Source organism: Salmonella sp. NW884, from assembly GCF_051700745.1.
GTDB lineage: Bacteria > Pseudomonadota > Gammaproteobacteria > Enterobacterales > Enterobacteriaceae > Salmonella > Salmonella enterica.
Genome location: NZ_JAMMDE010000004.1, coordinates 53,969 through 75,470, shown reverse-complemented (window position 1 = coordinate 75,470; position 21,502 = coordinate 53,969). Strand labels below are relative to the sequence as shown.

Below are 21,502 nucleotides of genomic sequence, written 5' to 3'. Positions count from 1 at the left end.
TAATGCCTTAGAAAATCTCAATCGTGATACAGCGCACAAATCGTTAATCTTCGCCCCCAGTAAATTAGGGGGAAATCATGCTGTTGCACGTTCTTTATTTAATTGGCATCACTGCCGAGGCCATGACGGGCGCACTCGCTGCGGGTCGTCGTCGCATGGATACATTCGGCGTAATTATTATTGCTACCGCCACCGCCATTGGTGGAGGCTCGGTTCGCGACATTCTGCTCGGTCACTATCCGCTGGGTTGGGTGAAGCATCCCGAATATGTCATTATTGTGGCGACTGCCGCTGTATTGACCACCATTGTTGCCCCCGTCATGCCCTATTTACGCAAGCTTTTCCTGGTACTTGACGCGCTGGGGTTGGTGGTTTTCTCTATTATTGGCGCTCAGATAGCCCTTGATATGGGCGAAGGGCCAATTATCGCCGTGGTAGCCGCCGTCACTACCGGCGTCTTTGGCGGCGTGCTCCGCGATATGTTCTGCAAACGCATTCCACTGGTGTTTCAAAAAGAGCTATATGCCGGCATTTCGTTCGCCTCGGCGGTGCTCTATATTGCGCTGCAACATTACGTCATGAATCCGGATGTCGTCGTTATCTCTACACTACTGTTTGGCTTTACAGCAAGGTTATTAGCGCTACGTCTTAAACTTGGCCTGCCGGTATTTTATTACCGCCATGAAGGGCACTAAGACCCAAATCCGGGAATATGCTGAGCAGCCAGCCATCTGCTCAGCGTTTTGATCTGCGGATTATTCCGCCAGTCGATGACTCTCCCGGCACGACGCTCGCCCGTCGCTGGCAACTGCCGCCAGTGTTGCTCTGTTCGCATTAATAACTGCTCCCATGAACGATCGCCGCTGGCCTGTAATGCAGCCTGCGTTAAGGGGATATCCATCGCCATGATCCAGCGGGTAAACGGCTGCCGGCGCGCCAGGTTAAATTGCCGCCATATCTGCTCGCTTTTTCCTTTAGCAAAGCCTGGCGTGTTGGCTATTTGCGCTGACGTCAGGGTAAGCCAGGAGAAGATATGCTCAAAGCGATGCGTCTGATGCAAGGCCCGCCAGCTGGCTTCACCCATTCCGTCCAGACCCAACGCCGACCGTGACCCCAGCCATACCAGTCTGGAGATAAACTGTTCCTGACACGTTGCCGACGCGTAAAAGCAGGTCAGCGAGTTGAAATGGCTATCAGGCGGCACAGGCTTACTCCGTTCACGACTCCGCCAGACGACCTCATCAAGCCGGGGAATGCCTTGCCCCGCCAGACTCACCAGGATCTGATCGCCCGGCGCGATATCCCACGCTTCCCAACGTTTCACAGAACCGATATTGACCCGCTGAACCCGCTTATCATCCAATATAACGGGGACAAGCGACGCTACTACGGTAATTTTGCCGCTTTTCCCCACCGAGAACTGAATAGCGCTCACTTGCGCGACCTGCGCTACTGGCGGATATTTCCATGCTGCCAGCCAGTCGCCCTGCCCGGGTCGCCAGTATTGTGCCGCGGGCTCTTTAGCCATGCGTATCACTACGCCATCCGTCACAAAGGGCAACGCTGACGTCAGCCATGACTGGCGCGCCCGCTCGACCTCGCTGGCATCTTTTACCACCAGGGAATATTTCTTCGTCAGACTGAATCCAGCCTTAGCAAGTTGGCTTAACCTTTCGGGCATATTTGCCGGACCGTCCGGCCACGCCCAAATAAAAATACCCAACGAATTTAGCGCGGAGGCGTTATCCTGGCGCATTAACATTCCTGCGACTTTCGAGCGCGCATTCATCCCGCCCATCCGTTGCTGGATATGCCCCTCGCGCTGTAGAAAGATTTCGCCCTGCAACACCGCGTTAGCTAGCGCGCCTTGTGTTGTCTGCGGTATAGAGGGGATCAGGCGAATTTTTGGCGTCCAGTCCTCGCCTTGTAGTCCGTTACCCCGGCTGATAGCCCTGGCCAGTTTACCGTTTTGATAAACCAGCGTTACCGCTACGCCATCCACTTTTGGTTGTACCCAAAGCTCGCTGCGCCCGCGCATCCACTGTTCTACCGCCTGCCGGTCCGCGAGTTTGCGTACGCCCGTATGTGCAACAGGATGCATTGTAGTACCGTTTAACGGCGGTGAAACCGGAGTAGATGAAACATCCTGACCAACACAGCGTTGCCACTGAACCAGCCTTGCGCTGAGTTGGTCGTACACACTATCGTCAACCGCGCTAACACCTTGTTTCCAGTAGATGTCATTCCAGTCAGCGAGCTGTTGCTGTAAACGGGCGATTTCTTCAGCGGCCCTCGCCGGCGGCCAGGCCGGGCAAAGCGCCCCACTCTGCGAATGCCACAATAAAACTCCCCACGCCATACTTTTCCATAATCTCATCACAACCTCCTGCGCACATTGCCCGGCAGGTATAGCGCTTTAGTGAATAAAAACCGACAGGTAAAAATGAATCATCCGAGCCGCTTTCCAGATTTTTTGGTGGGTTGCTGCAACGACGCGATAAAAGCGGAAAAAGGGACGCAAAATGCAATAATCTGGCGCAAAAAGTGTGACAAAGACTACGTCGCATAACGGCGATGTGTATAATAAGCCCGTATCAAGGCTCTATTTCGATAATCACAGACGTAAGATACTCATGGCTCAAGGTACGCTTTATATTGTTTCTGCCCCCAGTGGCGCGGGTAAATCCAGCCTGATTCAGGCTTTATTAAAAACCCAACCGTTGTATGACACTCAGGTTTCCGTTTCACATACCACGCGCGCGCCGCGTCCGGGTGAAGTGCACGGTGAGCACTATTTCTTTGTAAATCATGATGAGTTTAAAACCATGATTGGCAGGGAGGCGTTTCTGGAGCACGCGGAAGTGTTTGGCAATTACTACGGCACTTCGCGCGAAACCATTGAGCAAGTGCTGGCAACCGGCGTTGATGTTTTTCTGGATATCGACTGGCAGGGCGCCCAGCAAATTCGCGAAAAGATGCCGCAAGCACGCAGCATTTTTATTTTGCCGCCATCAAAGATCGAATTGGATCGCCGTTTACGCGGCCGCGGGCAAGATAGCGAAGAAGTCATTGCCAAACGAATGGCGCAAGCGGTTGCAGAAATGAGCCATTACGCCGAATATGATTATCTTATTGTGAATGACGACTTTGATACCGCGTTAAGCGACTTGAAAACCATCATTCGCGCTGAACGTCTGCGTATGAGCCGCCAAAAGCAGCGTCATGACGCTTTAATCAGCAAATTGTTGGCAGACTGAACCCACTTTCAGTATCATGCCCAGTCATTTCTTCACCTGTGGAGCATTTTAAGTATGGCACGCGTAACTGTTCAGGACGCTGTAGAGAAAATTGGTAACCGTTTTGACCTGGTACTGGTCGCCGCGCGTCGCGCTCGTCAGATGCAGGTAGGCGGAAAGGATCCGCTGGTACCGGAAGAAAACGATAAAACTACCGTTATCGCGCTGCGCGAAATCGAAGAAGGTCTGATTAACAACCAGATCCTCGACGTCCGCGAGCGCCAGGAACAGCAAGAGCAGGAAGCCGCTGAATTACAAGCCGTTACCGCTATTGCTGAAGGTCGTCGTTAATCACAAAGCGGGTCGCCCTTGTATCTGTTTGAAAGCCTGAATCAACTGATTCAAACCTACCTGCCGGAAGACCAGATTAAGCGTCTTCGGCAGGCGTATCTCGTTGCACGTGACGCTCACGAGGGCCAGACACGTTCAAGCGGTGAACCCTATATCACGCACCCGGTAGCGGTGGCCTGTATTCTGGCCGAGATGAAACTCGACTACGAAACGCTGATGGCCGCTCTGCTGCATGACGTGATTGAAGATACCCCCGCCACCTATCAGGACATGGAACAGCTTTTCGGTAAAAGCGTTGCCGAGCTGGTAGAGGGGGTGTCGAAACTTGATAAGCTCAAGTTCCGCGATAAGAAAGAGGCGCAGGCCGAAAACTTTCGCAAAATGATTATGGCGATGGTGCAGGATATCCGCGTCATTCTCATTAAGCTTGCTGACCGTACCCATAACATGCGCACGCTGGGCTCGTTACGCCCGGATAAACGTCGTCGTATTGCCCGTGAAACGCTGGAAATCTACAGTCCTCTGGCGCACCGTTTAGGTATTCATCACATCAAAACCGAGCTGGAAGAGCTGGGCTTTGAAGCGCTGTATCCCAATCGTTACCGCGTCATCAAAGAAGTGGTAAAAGCGGCGCGCGGCAACCGTAAAGAGATGATCCAAAAAATCCTCTCTGAAATCGAAGGACGTTTGCAAGAGGCGGGAATTCCGTGTCGCGTTAGCGGTCGCGAAAAACATCTTTACTCGATCTACTGCAAAATGGTGCTCAAAGAGCAGCGTTTTCACTCGATCATGGACATTTACGCGTTTCGCGTGATCGTTCATGACTCCGATACCTGCTATCGCGTACTCGGCCAGATGCACAGTCTCTATAAGCCGCGTCCGGGACGCGTGAAAGACTATATAGCCATTCCCAAAGCGAACGGCTATCAGTCTTTGCACACCTCGATGATCGGCCCGCACGGCGTTCCTGTTGAAGTCCAGATCCGTACCGAAGATATGGATCAGATGGCGGAAATGGGGGTCGCGGCGCACTGGGCGTATAAAGAACACGGTGAGACCAGCACCACGGCGCAGATCCGCGCCCAGCGCTGGATGCAGAGCCTGCTGGAGCTACAACAGAGCGCCGGTAGTTCGTTTGAATTTATCGAAAGCGTAAAATCCGATCTCTTCCCGGATGAGATTTACGTTTTCACCCCGGAAGGGCGCATTGTCGAACTGCCCGCTGGCGCTACGCCGGTGGATTTTGCCTATGCAGTGCATACCGACATCGGCCACGCCTGCGTCGGCGCGCGTGTCGACCGGCAGCCTTATCCGCTGTCGCAGCCGCTTAGCAGCGGTCAGACCGTCGAAATTATTACCGCGCCGGGCGCGCGTCCCAACGCCGCCTGGCTGAACTTTGTCGTCAGCTCTAAAGCGCGCGCTAAAATTCGTCAGTTGCTGAAAAACCTCAAACGTGATGACTCCGTAAGCCTGGGCCGTCGTCTGCTTAACCATGCTTTAGGCGGTAGTCGTAAGCTGGCGGAAATTCCGCAGGAAAATATTCAGCGCGAATTGGATCGTATGAAGCTGGCAACGCTTGACGATCTGCTGGCGGAAATCGGTCTCGGCAACGCGATGAGCGTAGTGGTCGCGAAAAATCTGCAGCAAGGCGAAGCCGTGGTGCCGACCGTTGCGCAATCGAATCACGGCCACCTGCCGATTAAAGGCGCGGATGGCGTGCTTATCACCTTTGCGAAGTGTTGTCGTCCGATCCCAGGCGACCCGATCATCGCTCACGTCAGCCCAGGTAAAGGACTGGTGATCCACCATGAATCCTGCCGTAATATCCGTGGATACCAGAAAGAGCCAGAGAAATTTATGGCGGTCGAATGGGACAAAGAGACGGAGCAGGAATTCATTACCGAAATCAAGGTGGAAATGTTTAACCATCAGGGCGCGCTGGCTAACCTGACGGCGGCGATTAATACCACCACCTCCAATATTCAAAGCCTGAATACTGAAGAGAAAGATGGTCGCGTCTATAGTACCTTTATTCGCCTTACCGCACGCGATCGCGTACATCTGGCGAATATCATGCGCAAAATCCGCGTGATGCCAGACGTCATTAAAGTCACCCGTAACCGAAACTAGCGCTATGAATCCAAAACGTTATGCGCGTATATGCGAAATGCTCGCCAGGCGTCAGCCTGATCTCACGGTCTGCATGGAGCAAGTCCACAAACCTCATAACGTTTCTGCAATCATTCGTACCGCAGATGCCGTTGGCGTCCATGAAGTCCATGCCATCTGGCCAGGTAGCCGGATGCGCACCATGGCTTCTGCGGCGGCGGGCAGCAACAGTTGGGTACAGGTGAAAACTCACCGTACCATTGGCGATGCGGTAGCCCATTTGAAAGGACGGGGAATGCAGATTCTGGCAACCCATCTTTCTGATAAGGCCGTAGACTTTCGCGAGATTGATTACACGCGCCCGACCTGTATTCTGATGGGTCAGGAGAAAACCGGTATTACTCAGGAAGCATTAGACCTGGCGGATCGGGATATCATCATTCCGATGATCGGCATGGTACAGTCGCTGAATGTTTCCGTCGCCTCCGCGCTCATTCTTTATGAAGCCCAGCGCCAGCGACAGAACGCGGGCATGTATCTGCGTGAAAATAGCATGTTGCCGGAAGATGAACAGCAGCGCCTGCTGTTTGAGGGTGGTTATCCGGTGCTGGCGAAAGTCGCTAAACGTAAAGGTCTGCCTTATCCTCGCGTCAATCAGCAGGGCGAAATCGACGCCGATGCTGACTGGTGGGCGACGATGCAGGCGGCAGGGTAATCACCATGTCAGGCCGCTTGTTAGACGCTGTTCCGCTCAATTCCCTGACAGGCGTCGGCGCAGCGCAAAGCAGTAAACTGGCGAAAATTGGCCTGCATACCGTGCAGGACCTCCTGCTCCACCTCCCTCTGCGTTACGAAGACCGTACCCATCTCTACCCTATTGGCGAACTGCTGCCTGGCATCTACGCCACCGTTGAAGGTGAAGTGCTGAACTGCAATATCACTTTCGGCGGTCGTCGGATGATGACCTGCCAGATTAGCGACGGTTCCGGCATTCTTACCATGCGCTTTTTCAATTTTAACGCGGCGATGAAAAACAGCCTGGCGACGGGACGACGTGTGCTGGCCTACGGGGAAGCGAAGCGCGGCAAGTATGGCGCAGAGATGATCCATCCGGAATATCGCCTGCAGGGCGATCTCAGCACGCCGGAACTTCAGGAAACGCTCACCCCCGTCTATCCGACCACCGAGGGCGTGAAGCAAGCGACACTGCGCAAGCTTACCGATCAGGCGCTGGAGTTGCTCGACACCTGCGCCATTGCCGAACTACTGCCGCCGGAACTGGCGCAGGGTATGATGAGCCTGCCGGAGGCGCTACGTACCTTGCATCGCCCGCCGCCGACGCTCCAGCTCGCCGATTTAGAAACCGGCAAACACCCGGCGCAGCGGCGGCTTATTCTTGAAGAGCTACTGGCGCATAATCTCAGTATGCTGGCGCTTCGCGCAGGCGCGCAGCGTTATCACGCTCAGCCGCTAAGTACCAACAACATATTGAAAGACGAGCTGCTGGCGTCGTTGCCGTTTAAACCCACCAGCGCGCAGGCGCGGGTGGTGGCAGAGATCGAACGTGATATGGCGCTGGATGTGCCGATGATGCGTCTGGTTCAGGGCGACGTCGGTTCAGGGAAAACGCTGGTTGCCGCCCTGGCGGCGCTACGCGCCATCGCTCATGGTAAGCAGGTGGCGCTGATGGCGCCGACCGAACTGCTGGCTGAACAGCACGCAAATAATTTCCGCAACTGGTTCGAACCGTTGGGCGTTGAAGTGGGTTGGCTGGCCGGTAAGCAAAAAGGTAAAGCGCGCCAGGCGCAGCAAGAGGCTATTGCCAGCGGTCAGGTGCAGATGATTGTCGGCACTCACGCTATCTTCCAGGAACAGGTGCAGTTTAACGGGCTGGCGCTGGTCATTATCGATGAGCAGCACCGCTTTGGCGTCCACCAGCGGCTGGCATTGTGGGAAAAAGGCCAGCAGCAGGGCTTTCATCCGCATCAGTTGATTATGACCGCAACGCCCATTCCGCGCACCCTGGCGATGACTGCCTACGCCGATCTCGATACCTCGGTGATTGACGAGCTCCCGCCGGGCCGTACCCCTGTCACTACCGTTGCTATTCCGGATACCCGTCGCCATGAAATCATTGATCGTGTGCGCAACGCCTGCACAACCGAAGGCCGTCAGGCCTACTGGGTCTGTACGCTGATTGAAGAGTCAGACCTGCTGGAAGCGCAGGCAGCGGAAGCCACCTGGGAGGAGCTCAAGCTGGCGTTACCGGAGTTGAATATCGGCCTGGTACACGGCCGCATGAAGCCCGCCGAAAAACAGGCGGTGATGCAGGCCTTTAAGCAGGGTGAACTGCATCTACTGGTCGCCACTACGGTGATTGAGGTGGGGGTCGATGTTCCTAACGCCAGCCTGATGATTATTGAAAACCCGGAGCGACTGGGCCTGGCGCAATTACACCAGCTCAGAGGGCGCGTTGGCCGTGGCGCGGTCGCGTCGCACTGCGTGCTGCTCTATAAATCGCCGTTGTCGAAAACGGCGCAGAAGCGTTTACAGGTATTGCGCGATAGCAACGACGGCTTTGTGATTGCGCAAAAAGATTTAGAGATTCGCGGCCCGGGGGAATTACTGGGCACGCGCCAGACAGGTAACGCCGAATTTAAAGTTGCGGATTTACTGCGCGATCAGGCCATAATCCCCGAAGTTCAGCGTATTGCCCGTCATATTCACGAACGTTATCCGCAGCAGGCACAAGCGCTGATTGAGCGCTGGATGCCGGAAACCGAACGTTATTCCAACGCCTAGTGAGCACGGCGGCTTTAATGCCGCCGTACAAACCCTTATTGCGCGAAAATCGGTAACATCAGGTACAGCTTAATCACCAGCGCATTGACGATATCGATAAAGAACGCGCCGACCATCGGCACCACCAGGAACGCCATATGCGAGGGGCCAAAACGGTCGGTAATCGCCTGCATATTAGCAATGGCGGTCGGCGTTGCGCCAAGGCCAAAACCACAGTGACCCGCCGCCAGCACCGCCGCATCGTAGTTTTTCCCCATCATGCGCCAGGTGACGAAGATCGCGTACAGCGCCATGAAGATGGTCTGTACCACCAGAATCGCCAGCATCGGCAGCGCCAGCGACGCCAGTTCCCACAGCTTCAGGCTCATCAGCGCCATTGCCAGGAACAGTGACAAACTCACGTTCCCCAGCACCGAAACAGCACGCTCAAATACGCGATAAAAACCCACCAGCGCCAGGCCATTGCTGAGGATCACCCCAACAAATAGCACACAAACGAAGACCGGCAGTTCAAGCACCGTTCCCGCCAGTAGCTGCGCTACGATTTTGCCCACGGTCAGACAGATAGCAATCAGGGCGATAGTTTCGATTAGCACCAGAGAGGTGATCATACGGCCCACATCCGGCTTTTCAAAGGCTGTCGGCACGGCCTGATCATCAGGCATTCCATCCGGCGTGGTGGAGTGTTTCACCAGATAACGCGCTACCGGGCCGCCAATCAACCCGCCCAGCACCAGGCCAAAGGTTGCACATGCCATCGCAACTTCGGTGGCATTGGCAAAACCATAACGTTCGACAAACAGTTTACTCCACGCCGCGCCGGTACCGTGTCCGCCGGACAGCGTAATTGACCCTGCAATCAGCCCCATTAACGGGTCCAGCCCCAACAGACTCGCCATGCCGATACCGATGGCATTCTGCATCAGCAGTAATCCGACCACGACGACCAGGAAGACGCCAACAACACGCCCCCCCTTGCGCAGGCTGGCAAGGTTAGCGTTAAGGCCGATCGTCGCGAAAAACGCCAGCATCAACGGATCGCGCAGGGTCATATCAAAGTTGACCTCCCAACCGACGCTTTTTTTCAGCACCAGCAGCGCAACCGCGACCAGTAACCCCCCCGCCACCGGCTCCGGAATCGTATATTTCTTCAGTAAGGAGACAGACTGGACCAGCTTGCGACCCAGTAGCAGCACCAGCGTGGCGGCGACAAGGGTCGATAAGGTATCGAGTTCAAACATTTAAAGCTCCTGTAGTGCGCTGTGACACGTGCGCACAAATCATTTCCTGAGTCAGTTTTTTAGCTCTTTGCGAGTCTTCGGCATGGATTTTAAGCAGAAAAAGGCAAAAAGTTATATAAAAAGGTGCATTTATCTTTTTTAAATATTAAGAATATTCGCTCGCAATCGTTTGCTTTTACCATCTGGTCAGATAAAATCACCGCTTTTCCACCACGAGAATGTCCCTGATGTCCGTTAACGCCATCGAGCCGGCAGATGCGCAACCGGTTGCGCAGACGCAAAACAGCGAATTAATTTACCGTCTTGAAGATCGCCCGCCGCTCCCTCAAACCCTTTTTGCCGCTTGTCAGCATCTGCTGGCCATGTTTGTCGCGGTAATCACGCCAGCGCTGTTAATCTGCCAGGCGTTGGGTTTACCGGCGCAGGATACGCAGCACATTATCAGCATGTCGCTGTTCGCCTCCGGCGTAGCCTCTATTATTCAAATCAAAGCGTGGGGGCCGGTAGGATCGGGGCTGTTATCCATCCAGGGAACCAGTTTTAACTTTGTCGCCCCGCTGATTATGGGCGGTACCGCGCTGAAAACCGGCGGCGCGGATGTCCCGACGATGATGGCGGCGCTGTTCGGCACGCTGATGCTGGCAAGCTGCACCGAGATGGTGCTTTCTCGCATTCTACATCTGGCGCGCCGGATTATCACGCCGTTAGTCTCCGGCGTAGTGGTGATGATTATTGGCCTGTCGCTGATTCAGGTGGGGCTAACTTCCATCGGCGGCGGCTATGCCGCCATGAGCGACAACACCTTTGGCGCACCGAAAAACCTGCTGCTGGCCGGCGTCGTCCTGGCCATTATTATCCTGCTGAATCGGCAGCGTAATCCCTACCTGCGCGTGGCTTCTTTGGTTATTGCCATGGCGGCAGGCTATCTTTTGGCCTGGTTTATGGGCATGTTGCCTGAGAATAACGCGCCGGTCTCACAGGACATCCTGATGGTGCCGACCCCGCTGTATTATGGCCTGGGCATTGACTGGAACCTGTTACTGCCGTTGATGCTGGTCTTTATGATTACGTCGCTGGAGACCATCGGCGACATCACCGCCACCTCTGATGTCTCCGAGCAGCCGGTATCCGGCCCCTTGTACATGAAACGGCTAAAGGGCGGCGTACTGGCTAACGGCCTGAACTCATTTGTTTCAGCGGTATTTAATACGTTCCCTAATTCCTGTTTCGGTCAGAACAACGGCGTCATTCAGTTGACCGGCGTCGCCAGTCGCTATGTGGGATTTGTCGTCGCGCTGATGCTGATTGTGCTCGGCCTGTTCCCGGCGGTAAGCGGTTTTGTGCAGCATATCCCGGAACCGGTGCTCGGCGGCGCCACGTTAGTGATGTTCGGCACCATTGCCGCCTCCGGGGTGCGTATTGTCTCGCGTGAGCCGCTGAACCGCCGCGCGATTCTGATTATCGCCCTGTCGCTGGCCGTGGGTCTTGGCGTTTCGCAACAGCCGCAGATCCTGCAGTTCGCGCCGGAATGGGTGAAAAATCTGCTCTCATCCGGAATTGCCGCTGGCGGCATCACGGCTATCGTGCTGAACCTGATTCTCCCGCCGGAAAAACCGTAAAAACCCTGCGGCGGCGACACGATTCGCCGCTGCTGTAACGCTCTTTCACCATTCCTGTCTTGAGGATTGCACGCAAATCGTGCATAAATCCCCTATGTGCATTTCACGGGATGGAAGACCATGAAATTGATTGGGAGGTTGCTTCTCTACGTGCTGATCGCCTGTTTAGTGGTGATTTTCGGCTTTTATTTTCTGCTGCAAACGCGCTGGGGCGCAGATCATGTCAGCAACTGGGTATCAGAGAACAGCGGTTATCACCTCACATTCGACGTGATGGATCATCGTTTTTCCGCCCCATCCCATCTTTTACTGGAGAATGTGACCTTTGGTCGTGATGGTCAGCCTGCTACCCTGGTCGCGAAAACCGTAGATATCGGTCTGAGCATTCGCCAGTTAACCGCGCCGCTGCATGTCGACACGATTCTGTTACAGGACGGCACGCTGAATATTTCAGTGCAAACCGCACCTTTCCCGTTTGAGGCCGACCGCCTGCAACTTCGCAATATGGCGCTCAATAGTCCCGGTAGCGAATGGCGGTTGAGCGCCCAGCGCGTTAACGGCGGCGTTATGCCCTGGCGCCCCGAAGCCGGTCGGGTATTGGGCAATAAAGCCCAGATCCAACTGAGCGCCGGTTCGCTGACGTTAAACGACGTTCCCGCCACGAATGTGCTTATTGAAGGCAGTATCGACCATAATCAGGTGATGTTAAACACCGTCGGCGCCGATATGGCGCGCGGAGCGTTAACCGGCGTCGCCCGGCGTAACGCTGACGGTAGTTGGGTCGTTGAAAATCTGCGGCTGAATGATATTCGGTTACAAAGCGATAAATCCCTGAGCGAGTTTTTCGCGCCGCTTACTACGGTTCCATCTTTGCAGATTGGTCGTCTTGAAGTGACGGACTCCAGCCTGCAAGGACCAGACTGGGCAGTCACCGATCTTGACCTGAGTTTGCGCAACCTGACTCTGCGCAAAGAAGACTGGCAAAGTCAGGAAGGTAAATTATCGATGAACGCCAGCGAGTTTATTTACGGCTCGCTGCACTTGCTCGATCCAATCCTGAACGCCGAATTTTCACCACAGGGCGTTGCGCTACGCCAGTTCACTACCCGCTGGGAAGGCGGTATGGTCAGAACTTCCGGCGCCTGGTTACGCGAAGGCAAAGCGCTTATTCTGGACGATACCGCTATCGCCGGGCTGGAGTATACGCTGCCGGAAAACTGGAAGCAGTTATGGATGAAGCCGCTGCCCGACTGGTTGAACAGCCTGACGCTGAAAAAATTCAGCGCCAGCCGCAATCTGGTGATTGATATCGACCCGGCCTTCCCGTGGCAAATCACCGCTCTGGACGGCTACGGCGCAAACCTGGAGCTGGTACAACATCATCAATGGGGCGTCTGGAGCGGCAATGCGACCCTCAACGCCGCAGCGGCAACCTTTAACCGTGTGGACGTGCGCCGCCCGTCGCTGTCGTTGACGGCTAATGCCAGCACGGTCAACATCAGCGATCTGAGCGCGTTTACTGGAAAAGGGATACTGGAAGCCACTGCCAGCGTATCGCAACTGCCGCAGCGTCAGACGCAAATCAGCCTGAACGGACGCGGCGTACCAATGGATGTGCTACAACCGTGGGGCTGGCCGGCATTACCGATTGCTGGCGATGGCAATATTCAGCTCACGGCCAGCGGCAATATTCAGGCCGATGCGCCGTTGAAACCGACGGTAAACGGGCAATTACACGCGGTCAACGCACAAAAGCAGCAGATAACGCAAACGATGCAAGCGGGTGTGGTGTCCGGCGGTGAAGTTACGTCAACGGAGCCAGCGCTGTAATTGAGGGCTTGCCCGGTGGCGATGGCGCTTACCGGGCTTACGGTTCTTGCTCATTTGTAGGCCGGATAAGCGCAGCTCACGGCGCCATCCGGCGATTCAGATTTAAAGCGTAATCACCACTTCATTTCCCTGCGGGGTGACCACTACGCCCAGTTCACTTCCCGCATATGAGCCGCATTTGGTACCGCTAATCTGCGTAATATTACGCAGACACAGCGTCCAGTTGCGCGCCTCGCCTTCGCCGCTCACCGTAATAGTATTGCCTGTGCGTTTCGCCTGCAGCGTAAAGATTGTCGAACCATCCGTAGCAGGGACTTCGCAGACCGCTTCGCAGCCGTCATCCAGATGGAATAACTGGAAGGCCGTACCCTCATGCCAGGCGTAATCGGGCTTCTGGCTATTGTTGCCCAGCGCCAGTAGTGTATTGTCACGCACGTACACTGGCAGACTCAGGAAGTCATGCTGCTGTTTATGCCAGCGACTGCCCTGCACTTCATCGTTGCGCCACAGGTGCGTCCAGCGGCCTTCTGGCAGGTAGAACTCCACGTCGCCCGCTTCACTAAATACCGGCGCTACCATGACCGCATCTCCCAGCATGTACTGGCGATCAAGATAATCACACGCCGGATCGTCCGGGAACTCCAGCATCATCGCCCGCATCATTGGCGTACCGGCTTCGTTGGCACGCGCCGCTTCCCGATACAGATACGGCATCATCCGGCACTTCTGTTCGGTGAAGAAGCGCACCACGTCACAGGACTCGTCGTCATAGGCCCACGGAACCCGGTAGGATTTGCTACCGTGCAGGCGGCTGTGGCTGGAGAGCAAGCCGAATGCGCACCAACGCTTGTAGACATGCGCCGGCGCGGTATTCTCGAATCCGCCAATATCATGACTCCAGAAGCCAAACCCTGACAGGCCGATGGACAGCCCGCCGCGCAGGCTTTCCGCCATCGATTCGTAGTTGGCGTAGCAGTCGCCGCCCCAGTGCACCGGGAACTGTTGTGCACCCACCGAGGCGGAACGGGCGAACAGCACCGCCTCTTCAACGCCCACGGTCTCTTTCAGCACGTTCCACACCAGTTCGTTGTAGATGTAGGCATAATGGTTGTGCATTTTCTGTGGATCAGAACCATCAAACCACTGCACATCCGTTGGAATGCGTTCGCCGAAGTCAGTTTTGAAGCAGTCCACTCCCATCTCCACCAGGCCCTTCAGCTTGTCGGCATACCATTCGCAGGCTTGCGGGTTGGTGAAGTCGTAAATCGCCAGTCCCGGCTGCCATTTATCCCACTGCCACAAGGAGCCGTCCGGGCGTTTAAGCAAATATCCTTTCTCTTTTAGCTCCTGGAAGACCGGGGATTTCTGGCCGATGTAGGGGTTAATCCACACGCAGACTTTCAGCCCTTTCGCTTTCAGGCGGCGAATCATCCCTTTCGGATCGGGGAAAGTCACCGGGTCCCATTCAAAATCGCACCACTGAAAAGCTTTCATCCAGAAACAGTCGAAGTGGAAGACGTGCAGCGGCAGATTGCGCTCGGCCATACCGTCGATAAAGCTGTTAACGGTCGCTTCGTCGTAGTTGGTGGTGAATGAGGTGGTCAGCCACAGGCCGAAAGACCAGGCGGGCGGCAGCGCCGGACGACCCGTAAATTGGGTATAGCGGTTCAGCACGTCTTTCGGGGTCGGGCCGTCGATGACGAAGTATTCCAGATACTCGCTCTCGACGCTGAACTGAACTTTGGAGACTTTCTCGGAGCCAATTTCAAACGACACGCACTGCGGATGATTCACCAGCACACCGTAGCCACGGTTGGTGATATAGAACGGGATGTTCTTGTAAGACTGCTCGGTACTGGTGCCGCCGTCACGGTTCCAGGTCTCCACCGTCTGACCGTTGCGCACCAGTGCGGTAAAACGCTCGCCAAGCCCGTAGACGGTTTCGCCCACGCCGAGATCCAGACGCTCGAACATGTAGTTGCGCCCGCTGTTGGTATCCTGCACATAGCCGTTATTCTTCAACTGGCTACCGGTGATACGTACACCGTTGCGCAGAAAATCCAGTGACCAGAGCTCGCCTTTGGTGACGCGCACGCTCAGGCTGCCGCTCTTGAGTTCGGCAAATTCGGCGTTGTTCTGCATCTCCACGTTGATATCTTGCAAGACATTGAGCGGATAATGTGGGCCGTTATCCAAAGCGCCCTGGAAGTGTTCCATCCGTACACCTATCACTCCTTCCTGCGGCGAGAAAAAGCGCAGGGTAAACAACGGGGTATCCAGTTGCCAGGTTCGTTCACGGACATCGCGCGGCGCGGCATAGACCACCATCTCATTCCCGTGCTGTTCAACGTCGAACACCTGAACCGGGTGAATCAAATTAAGGCCAGGCTGGATCAGCCAGTTTCCGTCGCTAATTTTCATAGTCTGTTCCTTTAGTTTTGCAATTCTTTATGGGTAAATTCTTGTTCGTTGCGGTGTGCGCCCTGCGCCAGTTGTTCCAGAATGGTTTTCAGGAACGGGCTTTTCAGGGTGTAGTAGCGTTTAGCGATCGCGGCGCTCAGCAGATAACAGATGGCCGGGACGATAGTGAACAGAGCGATGATGATGCTGATCGTGGCGCTGTTTTGCGTTTTCGCCGCCGCGTCGTAACCGCCGCCTGCCAGCATCCAGCCAATCAACGCCCCGCCGAGGGCAAGACCCAGTTTCAGCACGAACAACGTGCCGGCAAAACTGATCCCCGTCAGGCGTTTGCCGTTACACCATTCGCCGTAGTCGACGGTGTCAGACATCATCACCCACTGGATAGGCGTGACTAACTGGTGCAATACGCCAATCACGAAGATAAAGACGAACATAGCGATCGTGGCGTGCATCGGTACGAAGAACATCGCCACGCTGATTACTGCGAGTAAAGCGTTGGTCCACCAGAAAACGCTCACTTTGCATTTCCAGTCGGTCAACGGTTTTGCCAGCGCCGAGCCGATCAGATTGCCGACGCAATAGGTGGTGAGGAAGGCGACAAACACGCCCGGCTTGCCCAATATCCAGGTGACGTAATACATCATCGCCCCGCCGCGCACGCATACCGCCAGAATATTCAGGATGGTGAGCAGGCCGACTATGCGCCACTGGTCGTTGTGCCAGATATCACGCAGGTCTTCACGCATGGAGGTATGGGTGGCAGGCGCTTCAACGCGTTCTTTGGTGGTAAAAAAGCAGAACGCCAGCATCAGGAACGCCACCACCGAGAGCGCCGCGATCCCCCCCTGGAAGCCCAGCGCCTTATTCTCGCCGCCAATCAGTTTCACCAGAGGCATCATCAGTACGGTAGAGAGCATTCCGCCCGCCGTTGCCAGCACAAAGCGCCAGGATTGCAGGGAGATACGCTGCGTTGGGTCATTGGTTATTACACCACCCAACGCGCAGTAAGGGATGTTGACCACAGTGTACAGAAGGGTGAGCAACGTGTAGGTGATGGCGGCATAAATCATTTTACCGTTCAGACTGAGATCCGGCGTGCTATAAGCCAGCACACAAACGATACCAAACGGCAACGCGCCAAACAGCACCCAGGGTCGGAATTTGCCCCAGCGAGAGCGGGTGCGGTCGGCCAGCAGGCCCATGCAAGGGTCGGAGATGGCATCAAGCGCACGCGCCAGTAAAAACATGGTGCCAACAAAACCAGCGGGAATGCCGAAAATATCGGTATAGAAGAACATCATATATAACATGACGTTATCAAAGATGATGTGGCTCGCGGCATCGCCCATACCATAGCCAATCTTCTCCTTAACGGAGAGAATCTCACTTTTCATTACGCATCCTTAACGCTCACAACGCTCACTGATACCGGTTACAGTTTTTGTAAACCTTCCCTGCGAGCGTGAATATTCCGTTATTTGGTTATCAAATTACGATTCTTGTTTTCTGTGATCAGGGTAGCGCCAAAAAGTGTGATGAAATGTAACTAATGGATTTTATGGGGATTTATATGAAACCGATCATGGCAGAAGGAAAGGGAAGTTAAAAAAGCACGGGAGGGGATGTGGAAACGCCAGGAAGTAGCTATAATGCGCGCGCCTCCATGTAGCAATCGAGGCGCGGAAGATCGTCGTCTCCGGTGAGGCGGCTGGACTTCAAATCCAGTTGGGGCCGCCAGCGGTCCCGGGCAGGTTCGACTCCTGTGATCTTCCGCCAACATCCTTCTCTCATGCCCACCATTCGTCCTCTATTTCGGGACAAAGTATTTGCTTATTATTAAGACTAGTTCTTGCATATAATACGAAAGGAAAGGTGGAGAGAGTAAGTGGAGTATTATTTTATTAATCACCATTTACCGATTGCTAAAACCGAACGTCCATTTATTGTGGGATATCGTCCGCAAAGAAGGGATAAAAGTACGCCAGGACTAATGCGGGCGGGACTTAACTAATCACCAAACGAACTTGTGGGTCATACTTACAGATTCAACCTTTCTCAAAAGAAATAACGCTTACCAGGCCAAAATTATGAGATCAACGTATAGAGCCATCCGGATAAAGATACATGCCTCCCTCCAGATACACGGGTTCTCCTTCTTCTACCGCTAAATTATGATATAGCGATTGCATTTCATCATCTGCACTTTCTTCCTGTTGGTTTTCAACTCGATAATAGGTATCTACATCATAGTTCTGTTTACGGAGATCGTCGTCGCTGTATACGCCAAGCCGTTTTTTTAAGCCTGTTATATTAAATATCCATTTTAATCCATCTTTAATATAATAGGCATCACCATAAGCATTTTCATCGGGGCATTCTTTATAGCCCATCCGCAATGCAACATCACAGCCATGCTTACCAACATATTTATAACTCATATCCCCCCCAATATGTTGCTTCAATATCCCGGATAAAATTCATAACGAAAACCTATCCTGATAACCTATGCCACATGAAGGATAGAATTTAAACTAAAGTACGAGTTATATTATCCCCTAAGTCCGTATCAAGTATGCGTATTCTGTAGTAGGTAGTAATATGTTCTAATTTATTAATGTGAGTTATATATGAAGAGATTATTTACAGCGATGATTATCGCTTTTATTACCGTCACGGCATCATCCAGTGCGCTTGCCTGCCCAAAGGGTCAACATCCACATGGGGATACAGGCTCACATCATAAGGGTGGATGGTGTTCATACGAGCAGTAACGTCGCAGCTTACTCATCTACTTGAAGGCACTATAGCCTTACATTTATCAACGCAGGCGCTACGTTTGTCGATGCCGTAACTTTCTGAAGAAAAAACATGAACGAGTTGGTATCGATCGCAAAGAATATGGTTACCAGCAACAGTCACCTTGTCTCCAGGCTGTCGATATTCTACGGACACGACAGGAAAGGATTTTATTAATTCCTTAGAAAAACCATGTTAATCAACAGGATAAATAGTTAAAACGTGATAAAAGGCGTAACCTTTACCCGCTTAAAGCGGGCAAGATTGCAGGCAAGAGATGTTATTATACTAAAACATAAAAACAGGTGAGGCTGGTGTAATGAGAATCGACAAACTTTCACTGCTTCACTTTCGTTGTTTCAGGCAGCTCGATATTACTTTTGATGAACACATTACGATTCTGGTTGCACCAAACGGCGCGGGCAAGACGACAGTACTGGATGCGGTACGCCTGGCGCTGTTCCCCTTTATTCGTGGCTTGCCGGCCTCTATGTAAAAGATAAATCGCTGGTGATCCGTACAGAAGATGTACGTCTGGTTTTCCGCCCTGAAGCGCTGAACATGGAAATGTCATCTCCGGTCATGATTACAGCTACCGGAGAATGGGAAAGCGGAAAGACGGCAACCTGGATGCTCGACAAGCGAGGAGAACAGCCGCCGCATGAAGATAAGACGGCGGCGCAGCTTACCCGTTGGGGTGAACAACTTCAGACGCTGGTGCGTGAAGAGCATAATTTGCTGCAGGTTGAACTTCTCCTAATGCTTTATCTGGGGACTGCTCGCTTGTGGTATCAGGAACGTTATGAGGCACAGCCTACTGAACAGCGTCTGGATAACAGCGCCTTTTCACGTTTGTCTGGTTATGACGATTGCCTCTCGGCCACATCAAACTATAAACAGTTTGAGCAGTGGTATAGCTGGCTATGGCATAGCTACCGTGAACATCAAATCACACAACTTGAATCACCTTCAACAAAGTTAAAAGAAGATGTTCGTATTCGCGGATGAAAGAAGCTATTCAGGCTATCCAGCAAGCCATTAACTGTCTGACAAAAGACGTAACTGGCTGGCGCGATCTGGAATACAGCTCCAGCCATAACCAGCAACTGGTAATGAATCATCCGCAGCACGGCAAGATCCCCTTAGCCCAGCTCAGCGACGGCCTGCGTAATGCGGTTGCGATGGTAGCGGATATCGCGTTTCGCTGTGTCAAACTCAACCCCCATTTACGCGATGAAGCCGCCTTAAAAACACAGGGGATTGTGCTGATCGATGAAGTCGATATGTTCCTGCACCCAGCCTGGCAGCAGCAAATTATCCAGTCTTTGCGCAGCGCATTTCCACTAATCCAGTTTATTGTCACTACCCATAGCCCGCAGGTTATCAGCACGGTAAAACGTGAGTCTGTTCGCCTACTTGAACAGGACGAGAAAGGTAATGGTCTGGCGTCAATACCACCGGGGCGACCTACGGCGAGCCAAGTAATGATGTACTGCACAGCGTGATGGGCGTCGATCCCCAACCTCCGGTTAAGGAACAGGATGTTTTCGAACGTGGGATTATCAATGTATTTAAGGGGTTAAGCCAGGACTACAAAACCAATAATCCTTGTTATTTCGGCAAGAAGATTATCGTCAACAATCTGGTGAAGCATGACCGATGGGGCTACAGCCTGAACTGGGGCTGGCGACGCGACCAGCTCGCCGATCTGGAACGAATACTCTACCTGCTGGATAGTAAAACCATTCCTGACAACCGGCATGATGTCTCTATCCGGTTTATGGACTTCGTGCGCGATAATCCGCGTGAGCAGGTCTTTGAAGACGATATGTTCACCATCCGCTACTTTCAGAAGGGCAGCGGACATATCACATTTAAGCGTCTGGATCTGGTGGAGAAGATGAATGATATCGTGGCGAAGCATTATCCGGGGGCGCTGCCCGCAAAATAAACGCTATCTGCGTAATAAGCTTCACCAGGAATTTCTGGCATACTAGGCAGATTACGGCATTGCGAGTCAGATATAAGCGGAGGCGGCATGGCAGACAAATACTTAACCCAATCCCCGGCAGGCGAATTTGTTATGTTTGCCAGCGATGACGGTGAAGTTCGTGTGGAGTGCCGCTTTGAGCAAGAGACGCTATGGCTCCCTCAGGCAACCATCGCCAACCTTTATCAGATCACTCCCCAGGCAGTTACACAGCACATTAAAGCGATCTATGAAGAAGGCGAACTTGAGCAAAACGCAACCTGTAAGTCTTACTTACAAGTTCAACAGGAAGGTAGCCGTCAGGTAAGCCGCAACAGGCTTCACTACAGCCTGCCTGTCATCCTTGCTGTCGGCTACCGCGTTCGCTCCCCGCGCGGCACACAGTTCCGCCAGTGGGCAACCCAGACGCTCCAGGAATACCTGATCAAAGGTTTTGTGATGGACGATGAGCGGCTGAAAAATCCGCCCGTGGGTTCATCGGCTGTACCCGACTATTTTGATGAGATGCTGGAGCGTATCCGCGATATTCGCGCCAGCGAGCGTCGGGTTTATTTGCGGGTACGAGAGATCTTTGCGTTAGCCGCCGACTATCAACCACCGCTCAAAGAAACCACGCAATTTTTTCAAACCATCCAGAACAAGTTGCATTTTGCCTGTACCGGACATACCGCTGCTGAACTCATTCATCAGCGTGCTGACGCCAGCCAGCCGCATATGGGGCTAACCAGCTATAAAGGTGAAGAGGTACGTAAGGGTGACGTGACGGTGGCAAAAAATTATCTCACTCAAGATGAAGTCAGCGAGCTTAACCGCGTAGTTAACATGTGGCTGGATTTTGCCGAGGATCAGGCCCGTCGTCGTCAGCAGGTCTTTTTACGCGACTGGCAGGATAAGCTGGATCAGTTCCTGCAATTTAACGACCGTGAGGTTTTACAAGGCGCAGGTAAAGTCAGTAAGAAAATGGCCGATGAAAAAGCGCAGGCGGAATATAGTCAGTTTGCTGAACAACAACGGCGCTTAAAAGAAGCCGAAGGTGAGAAGGATATCGCCGGTTTGCTACAATGGAAAACAGAACCTTAAAAGTAGCTCAAAATGCCCAGAACCCCA

15 protein-coding genes, 1 tRNA gene and 2 pseudogenes are annotated in these 21,502 nt (G+C 53.5%); 13 read left to right on the top strand and 5 right to left on the bottom strand.

Translation table 11 applies throughout. The features are described 5' to 3' along the window. Positions 1-77: 77 nt before the first annotated feature. Positions 78-695 (top strand): trimeric intracellular cation channel family protein, encoded by a 618-nt coding sequence (locus NA197_RS10995; RefSeq protein ID WP_000924334.1) that lies wholly within the window; start codon positions 78-80, stop codon positions 693-695. On the opposite strand, the gene ligB is transcribed toward NA197_RS10995, so the two are convergent. After that, a complete protein-coding gene (gene ligB / locus NA197_RS10990) occupies positions 692-2,377 on the bottom strand; it encodes an NAD-dependent DNA ligase LigB (RefSeq protein ID WP_064043163.1) in 1,686 nt (561 codons plus the stop codon). The genes NA197_RS10995 and ligB overlap by 4 nt on opposite strands. A gap of 256 nt (positions 2,378-2,633) precedes the next feature. Here ligB and gmk point away from each other — a divergent pair, with 256 nt between their 5' ends. From gmk to recG, 5 genes are read left to right on the top strand one after another with little or no spacing between them, the layout of a single operon-like run. Continuing rightward, entirely contained in the window at positions 2,634-3,257 is a 624-nt protein-coding gene (gene gmk, locus NA197_RS10985; protein ID WP_000046966.1) for a guanylate kinase, read from the top strand. 54 nt (positions 3,258-3,311) lie between these two features. Beyond that, a complete protein-coding gene (gene rpoZ / locus NA197_RS10980) occupies positions 3,312-3,587 on the top strand; it encodes a DNA-directed RNA polymerase subunit omega (RefSeq protein WP_000135058.1) in 276 nt (91 codons plus the stop codon). Between the two features lie 18 nt (positions 3,588-3,605). Then, on the top strand, positions 3,606-5,717 hold the full coding sequence (gene spoT / locus NA197_RS10975; RefSeq protein ID WP_000280481.1) for a bifunctional GTP diphosphokinase/guanosine-3',5'-bis pyrophosphate 3'-pyrophosphohydrolase: 2,112 nt from the start codon (positions 3,606-3,608) through the stop codon (positions 5,715-5,717). A gap of 4 nt (positions 5,718-5,721) precedes the next feature. Then, the gene (gene trmH, locus NA197_RS10970) at positions 5,722-6,411 is read left to right on the top strand and encodes a tRNA (guanosine(18)-2'-O)-methyltransferase TrmH (RefSeq protein ID WP_001068436.1); all 690 of its coding nucleotides are present in this window, start codon (positions 5,722-5,724) and stop codon (positions 6,409-6,411) included. A 5-nt stretch (positions 6,412-6,416) separates the two neighbouring features. Further along, the gene (gene recG / locus NA197_RS10965; RefSeq protein WP_064043164.1) at positions 6,417-8,498 is read left to right on the top strand and encodes an ATP-dependent DNA helicase RecG; all 2,082 of its coding nucleotides are present in this window, start codon (positions 6,417-6,419) and stop codon (positions 8,496-8,498) included. Between the two features lie 35 nt (positions 8,499-8,533). On the opposite strand, the gene gltS is transcribed toward recG, so the two are convergent. After that, complete coding sequence (gene gltS, locus NA197_RS10960; RefSeq protein WP_000462250.1) at positions 8,534-9,739, bottom strand: sodium/glutamate symporter; 1,206 nt, start codon at positions 9,737-9,739, stop codon at positions 8,534-8,536. A 227-nt stretch (positions 9,740-9,966) separates the two neighbouring features. Between gltS and xanP the strand changes: the two genes are divergently transcribed. Continuing rightward, a complete protein-coding gene (gene xanP / locus NA197_RS10955; protein ID WP_000115428.1) occupies positions 9,967-11,358 on the top strand; it encodes a xanthine/proton symporter XanP in 1,392 nt (463 codons plus the stop codon). A gap of 120 nt (positions 11,359-11,478) precedes the next feature. Beyond that, positions 11,479-13,188 carry an AsmA family protein gene (locus NA197_RS10950; RefSeq protein ID WP_023234019.1) on the top strand — a complete coding sequence of 570 codons (1,710 nt, stop codon included), beginning with the start codon at positions 11,479-11,481 and terminating at the stop codon, positions 13,186-13,188. A gap of 102 nt (positions 13,189-13,290) precedes the next feature. On the opposite strand, the gene yicI is transcribed toward NA197_RS10950, so the two are convergent. Together yicI and NA197_RS10940 are read right to left on the bottom strand one after the other, a co-directional pair. Next, a complete protein-coding gene (gene yicI, locus NA197_RS10945; RefSeq protein ID WP_000703003.1) occupies positions 13,291-15,609 on the bottom strand; it encodes an alpha-xylosidase in 2,319 nt (772 codons plus the stop codon). A gap of 11 nt (positions 15,610-15,620) precedes the next feature. Next, positions 15,621-17,003, bottom strand: coding sequence for a glycoside-pentoside-hexuronide family transporter (locus NA197_RS10940; protein ID WP_000834259.1), 1,383 nt, complete (start codon positions 17,001-17,003; stop codon positions 15,621-15,623). A gap of 287 nt (positions 17,004-17,290) precedes the next feature. On the opposite strand from NA197_RS10940, the gene NA197_RS10935 reads away from it, so the two are divergent. After that, positions 17,291-17,385 (top strand) — tRNA-Sec (locus NA197_RS10935). Between the two features lie 317 nt (positions 17,386-17,702). Here NA197_RS10935 and NA197_RS10930 read toward each other — a convergent pair. Further along, positions 17,703-18,047 (bottom strand): hypothetical protein, encoded by a 345-nt coding sequence (locus NA197_RS10930; RefSeq protein WP_000120778.1) that lies wholly within the window; start codon positions 18,045-18,047, stop codon positions 17,703-17,705. A gap of 375 nt (positions 18,048-18,422) precedes the next feature. Between NA197_RS10930 and NA197_RS10925 the strand changes: the two genes are divergently transcribed. The 4 genes and pseudogenes from NA197_RS10925 (at position 18,423) to rhuM (ending at position 21,475) form a co-directional block, all read left to right on the top strand. Next, positions 18,423-18,590 (top strand): TA system toxin CbtA family protein, encoded by a 168-nt coding sequence (locus tag NA197_RS10925; RefSeq protein WP_223228506.1) that lies wholly within the window; start codon positions 18,423-18,425, stop codon positions 18,588-18,590. A gap of 134 nt (positions 18,591-18,724) precedes the next feature. After that, a pseudogene (locus tag NA197_RS10920) lies at positions 18,725-19,910 on the top strand (AAA family ATPase). Between the two features lie 29 nt (positions 19,911-19,939). Then, positions 19,940-20,356 (top strand): annotated as a pseudogene (locus NA197_RS10915) (DUF4942 domain-containing protein); the annotation flags it as partial. Between the two features lie 87 nt (positions 20,357-20,443). Further along, a complete protein-coding gene (gene rhuM / locus NA197_RS10910) occupies positions 20,444-21,475 on the top strand; it encodes a virulence protein RhuM (RefSeq protein WP_023234022.1) in 1,032 nt (343 codons plus the stop codon). Positions 21,476-21,502 lie beyond the last annotated feature (27 nt).

Coding starts and splice junctions, on each gene's coding strand:
- trmH (WP_001068436.1), top strand. CDS start 5,722: ATGAATCCAAAACGTTATGCGCGTATATGCGAAATGCTCGCCAGGCGT.
- gltS (WP_000462250.1), bottom strand. CDS start 9,739: ATGTTTGAACTCGATACCTTATCGACCCTTGTCGCCGCCACGCTGGTG.
- rpoZ (WP_000135058.1), top strand. CDS start 3,312: ATGGCACGCGTAACTGTTCAGGACGCTGTAGAGAAAATTGGTAACCGT.
- ligB (WP_064043163.1), bottom strand. CDS start 2,377: ATGAGATTATGGAAAAGTATGGCGTGGGGAGTTTTATTGTGGCATTCG.
- NA197_RS10995 (WP_000924334.1), top strand. CDS start 78: ATGCTGTTGCACGTTCTTTATTTAATTGGCATCACTGCCGAGGCCATG.
- NA197_RS10940 (WP_000834259.1), bottom strand. CDS start 17,003: ATGAAAAGTGAGATTCTCTCCGTTAAGGAGAAGATTGGCTATGGTATG.
- xanP (WP_000115428.1), top strand. CDS start 9,967: ATGTCCGTTAACGCCATCGAGCCGGCAGATGCGCAACCGGTTGCGCAG.
- rhuM (WP_023234022.1), top strand. CDS start 20,444: ATGGCAGACAAATACTTAACCCAATCCCCGGCAGGCGAATTTGTTATG.
- gmk (WP_000046966.1), top strand. CDS start 2,634: ATGGCTCAAGGTACGCTTTATATTGTTTCTGCCCCCAGTGGCGCGGGT.
- NA197_RS10950 (WP_023234019.1), top strand. CDS start 11,479: ATGAAATTGATTGGGAGGTTGCTTCTCTACGTGCTGATCGCCTGTTTA.
- recG (WP_064043164.1), top strand. CDS start 6,417: ATGTCAGGCCGCTTGTTAGACGCTGTTCCGCTCAATTCCCTGACAGGC.
- NA197_RS10930 (WP_000120778.1), bottom strand. CDS start 18,047: ATGAGTTATAAATATGTTGGTAAGCATGGCTGTGATGTTGCATTGCGG.
- yicI (WP_000703003.1), bottom strand. CDS start 15,609: ATGAAAATTAGCGACGGAAACTGGCTGATCCAGCCTGGCCTTAATTTG.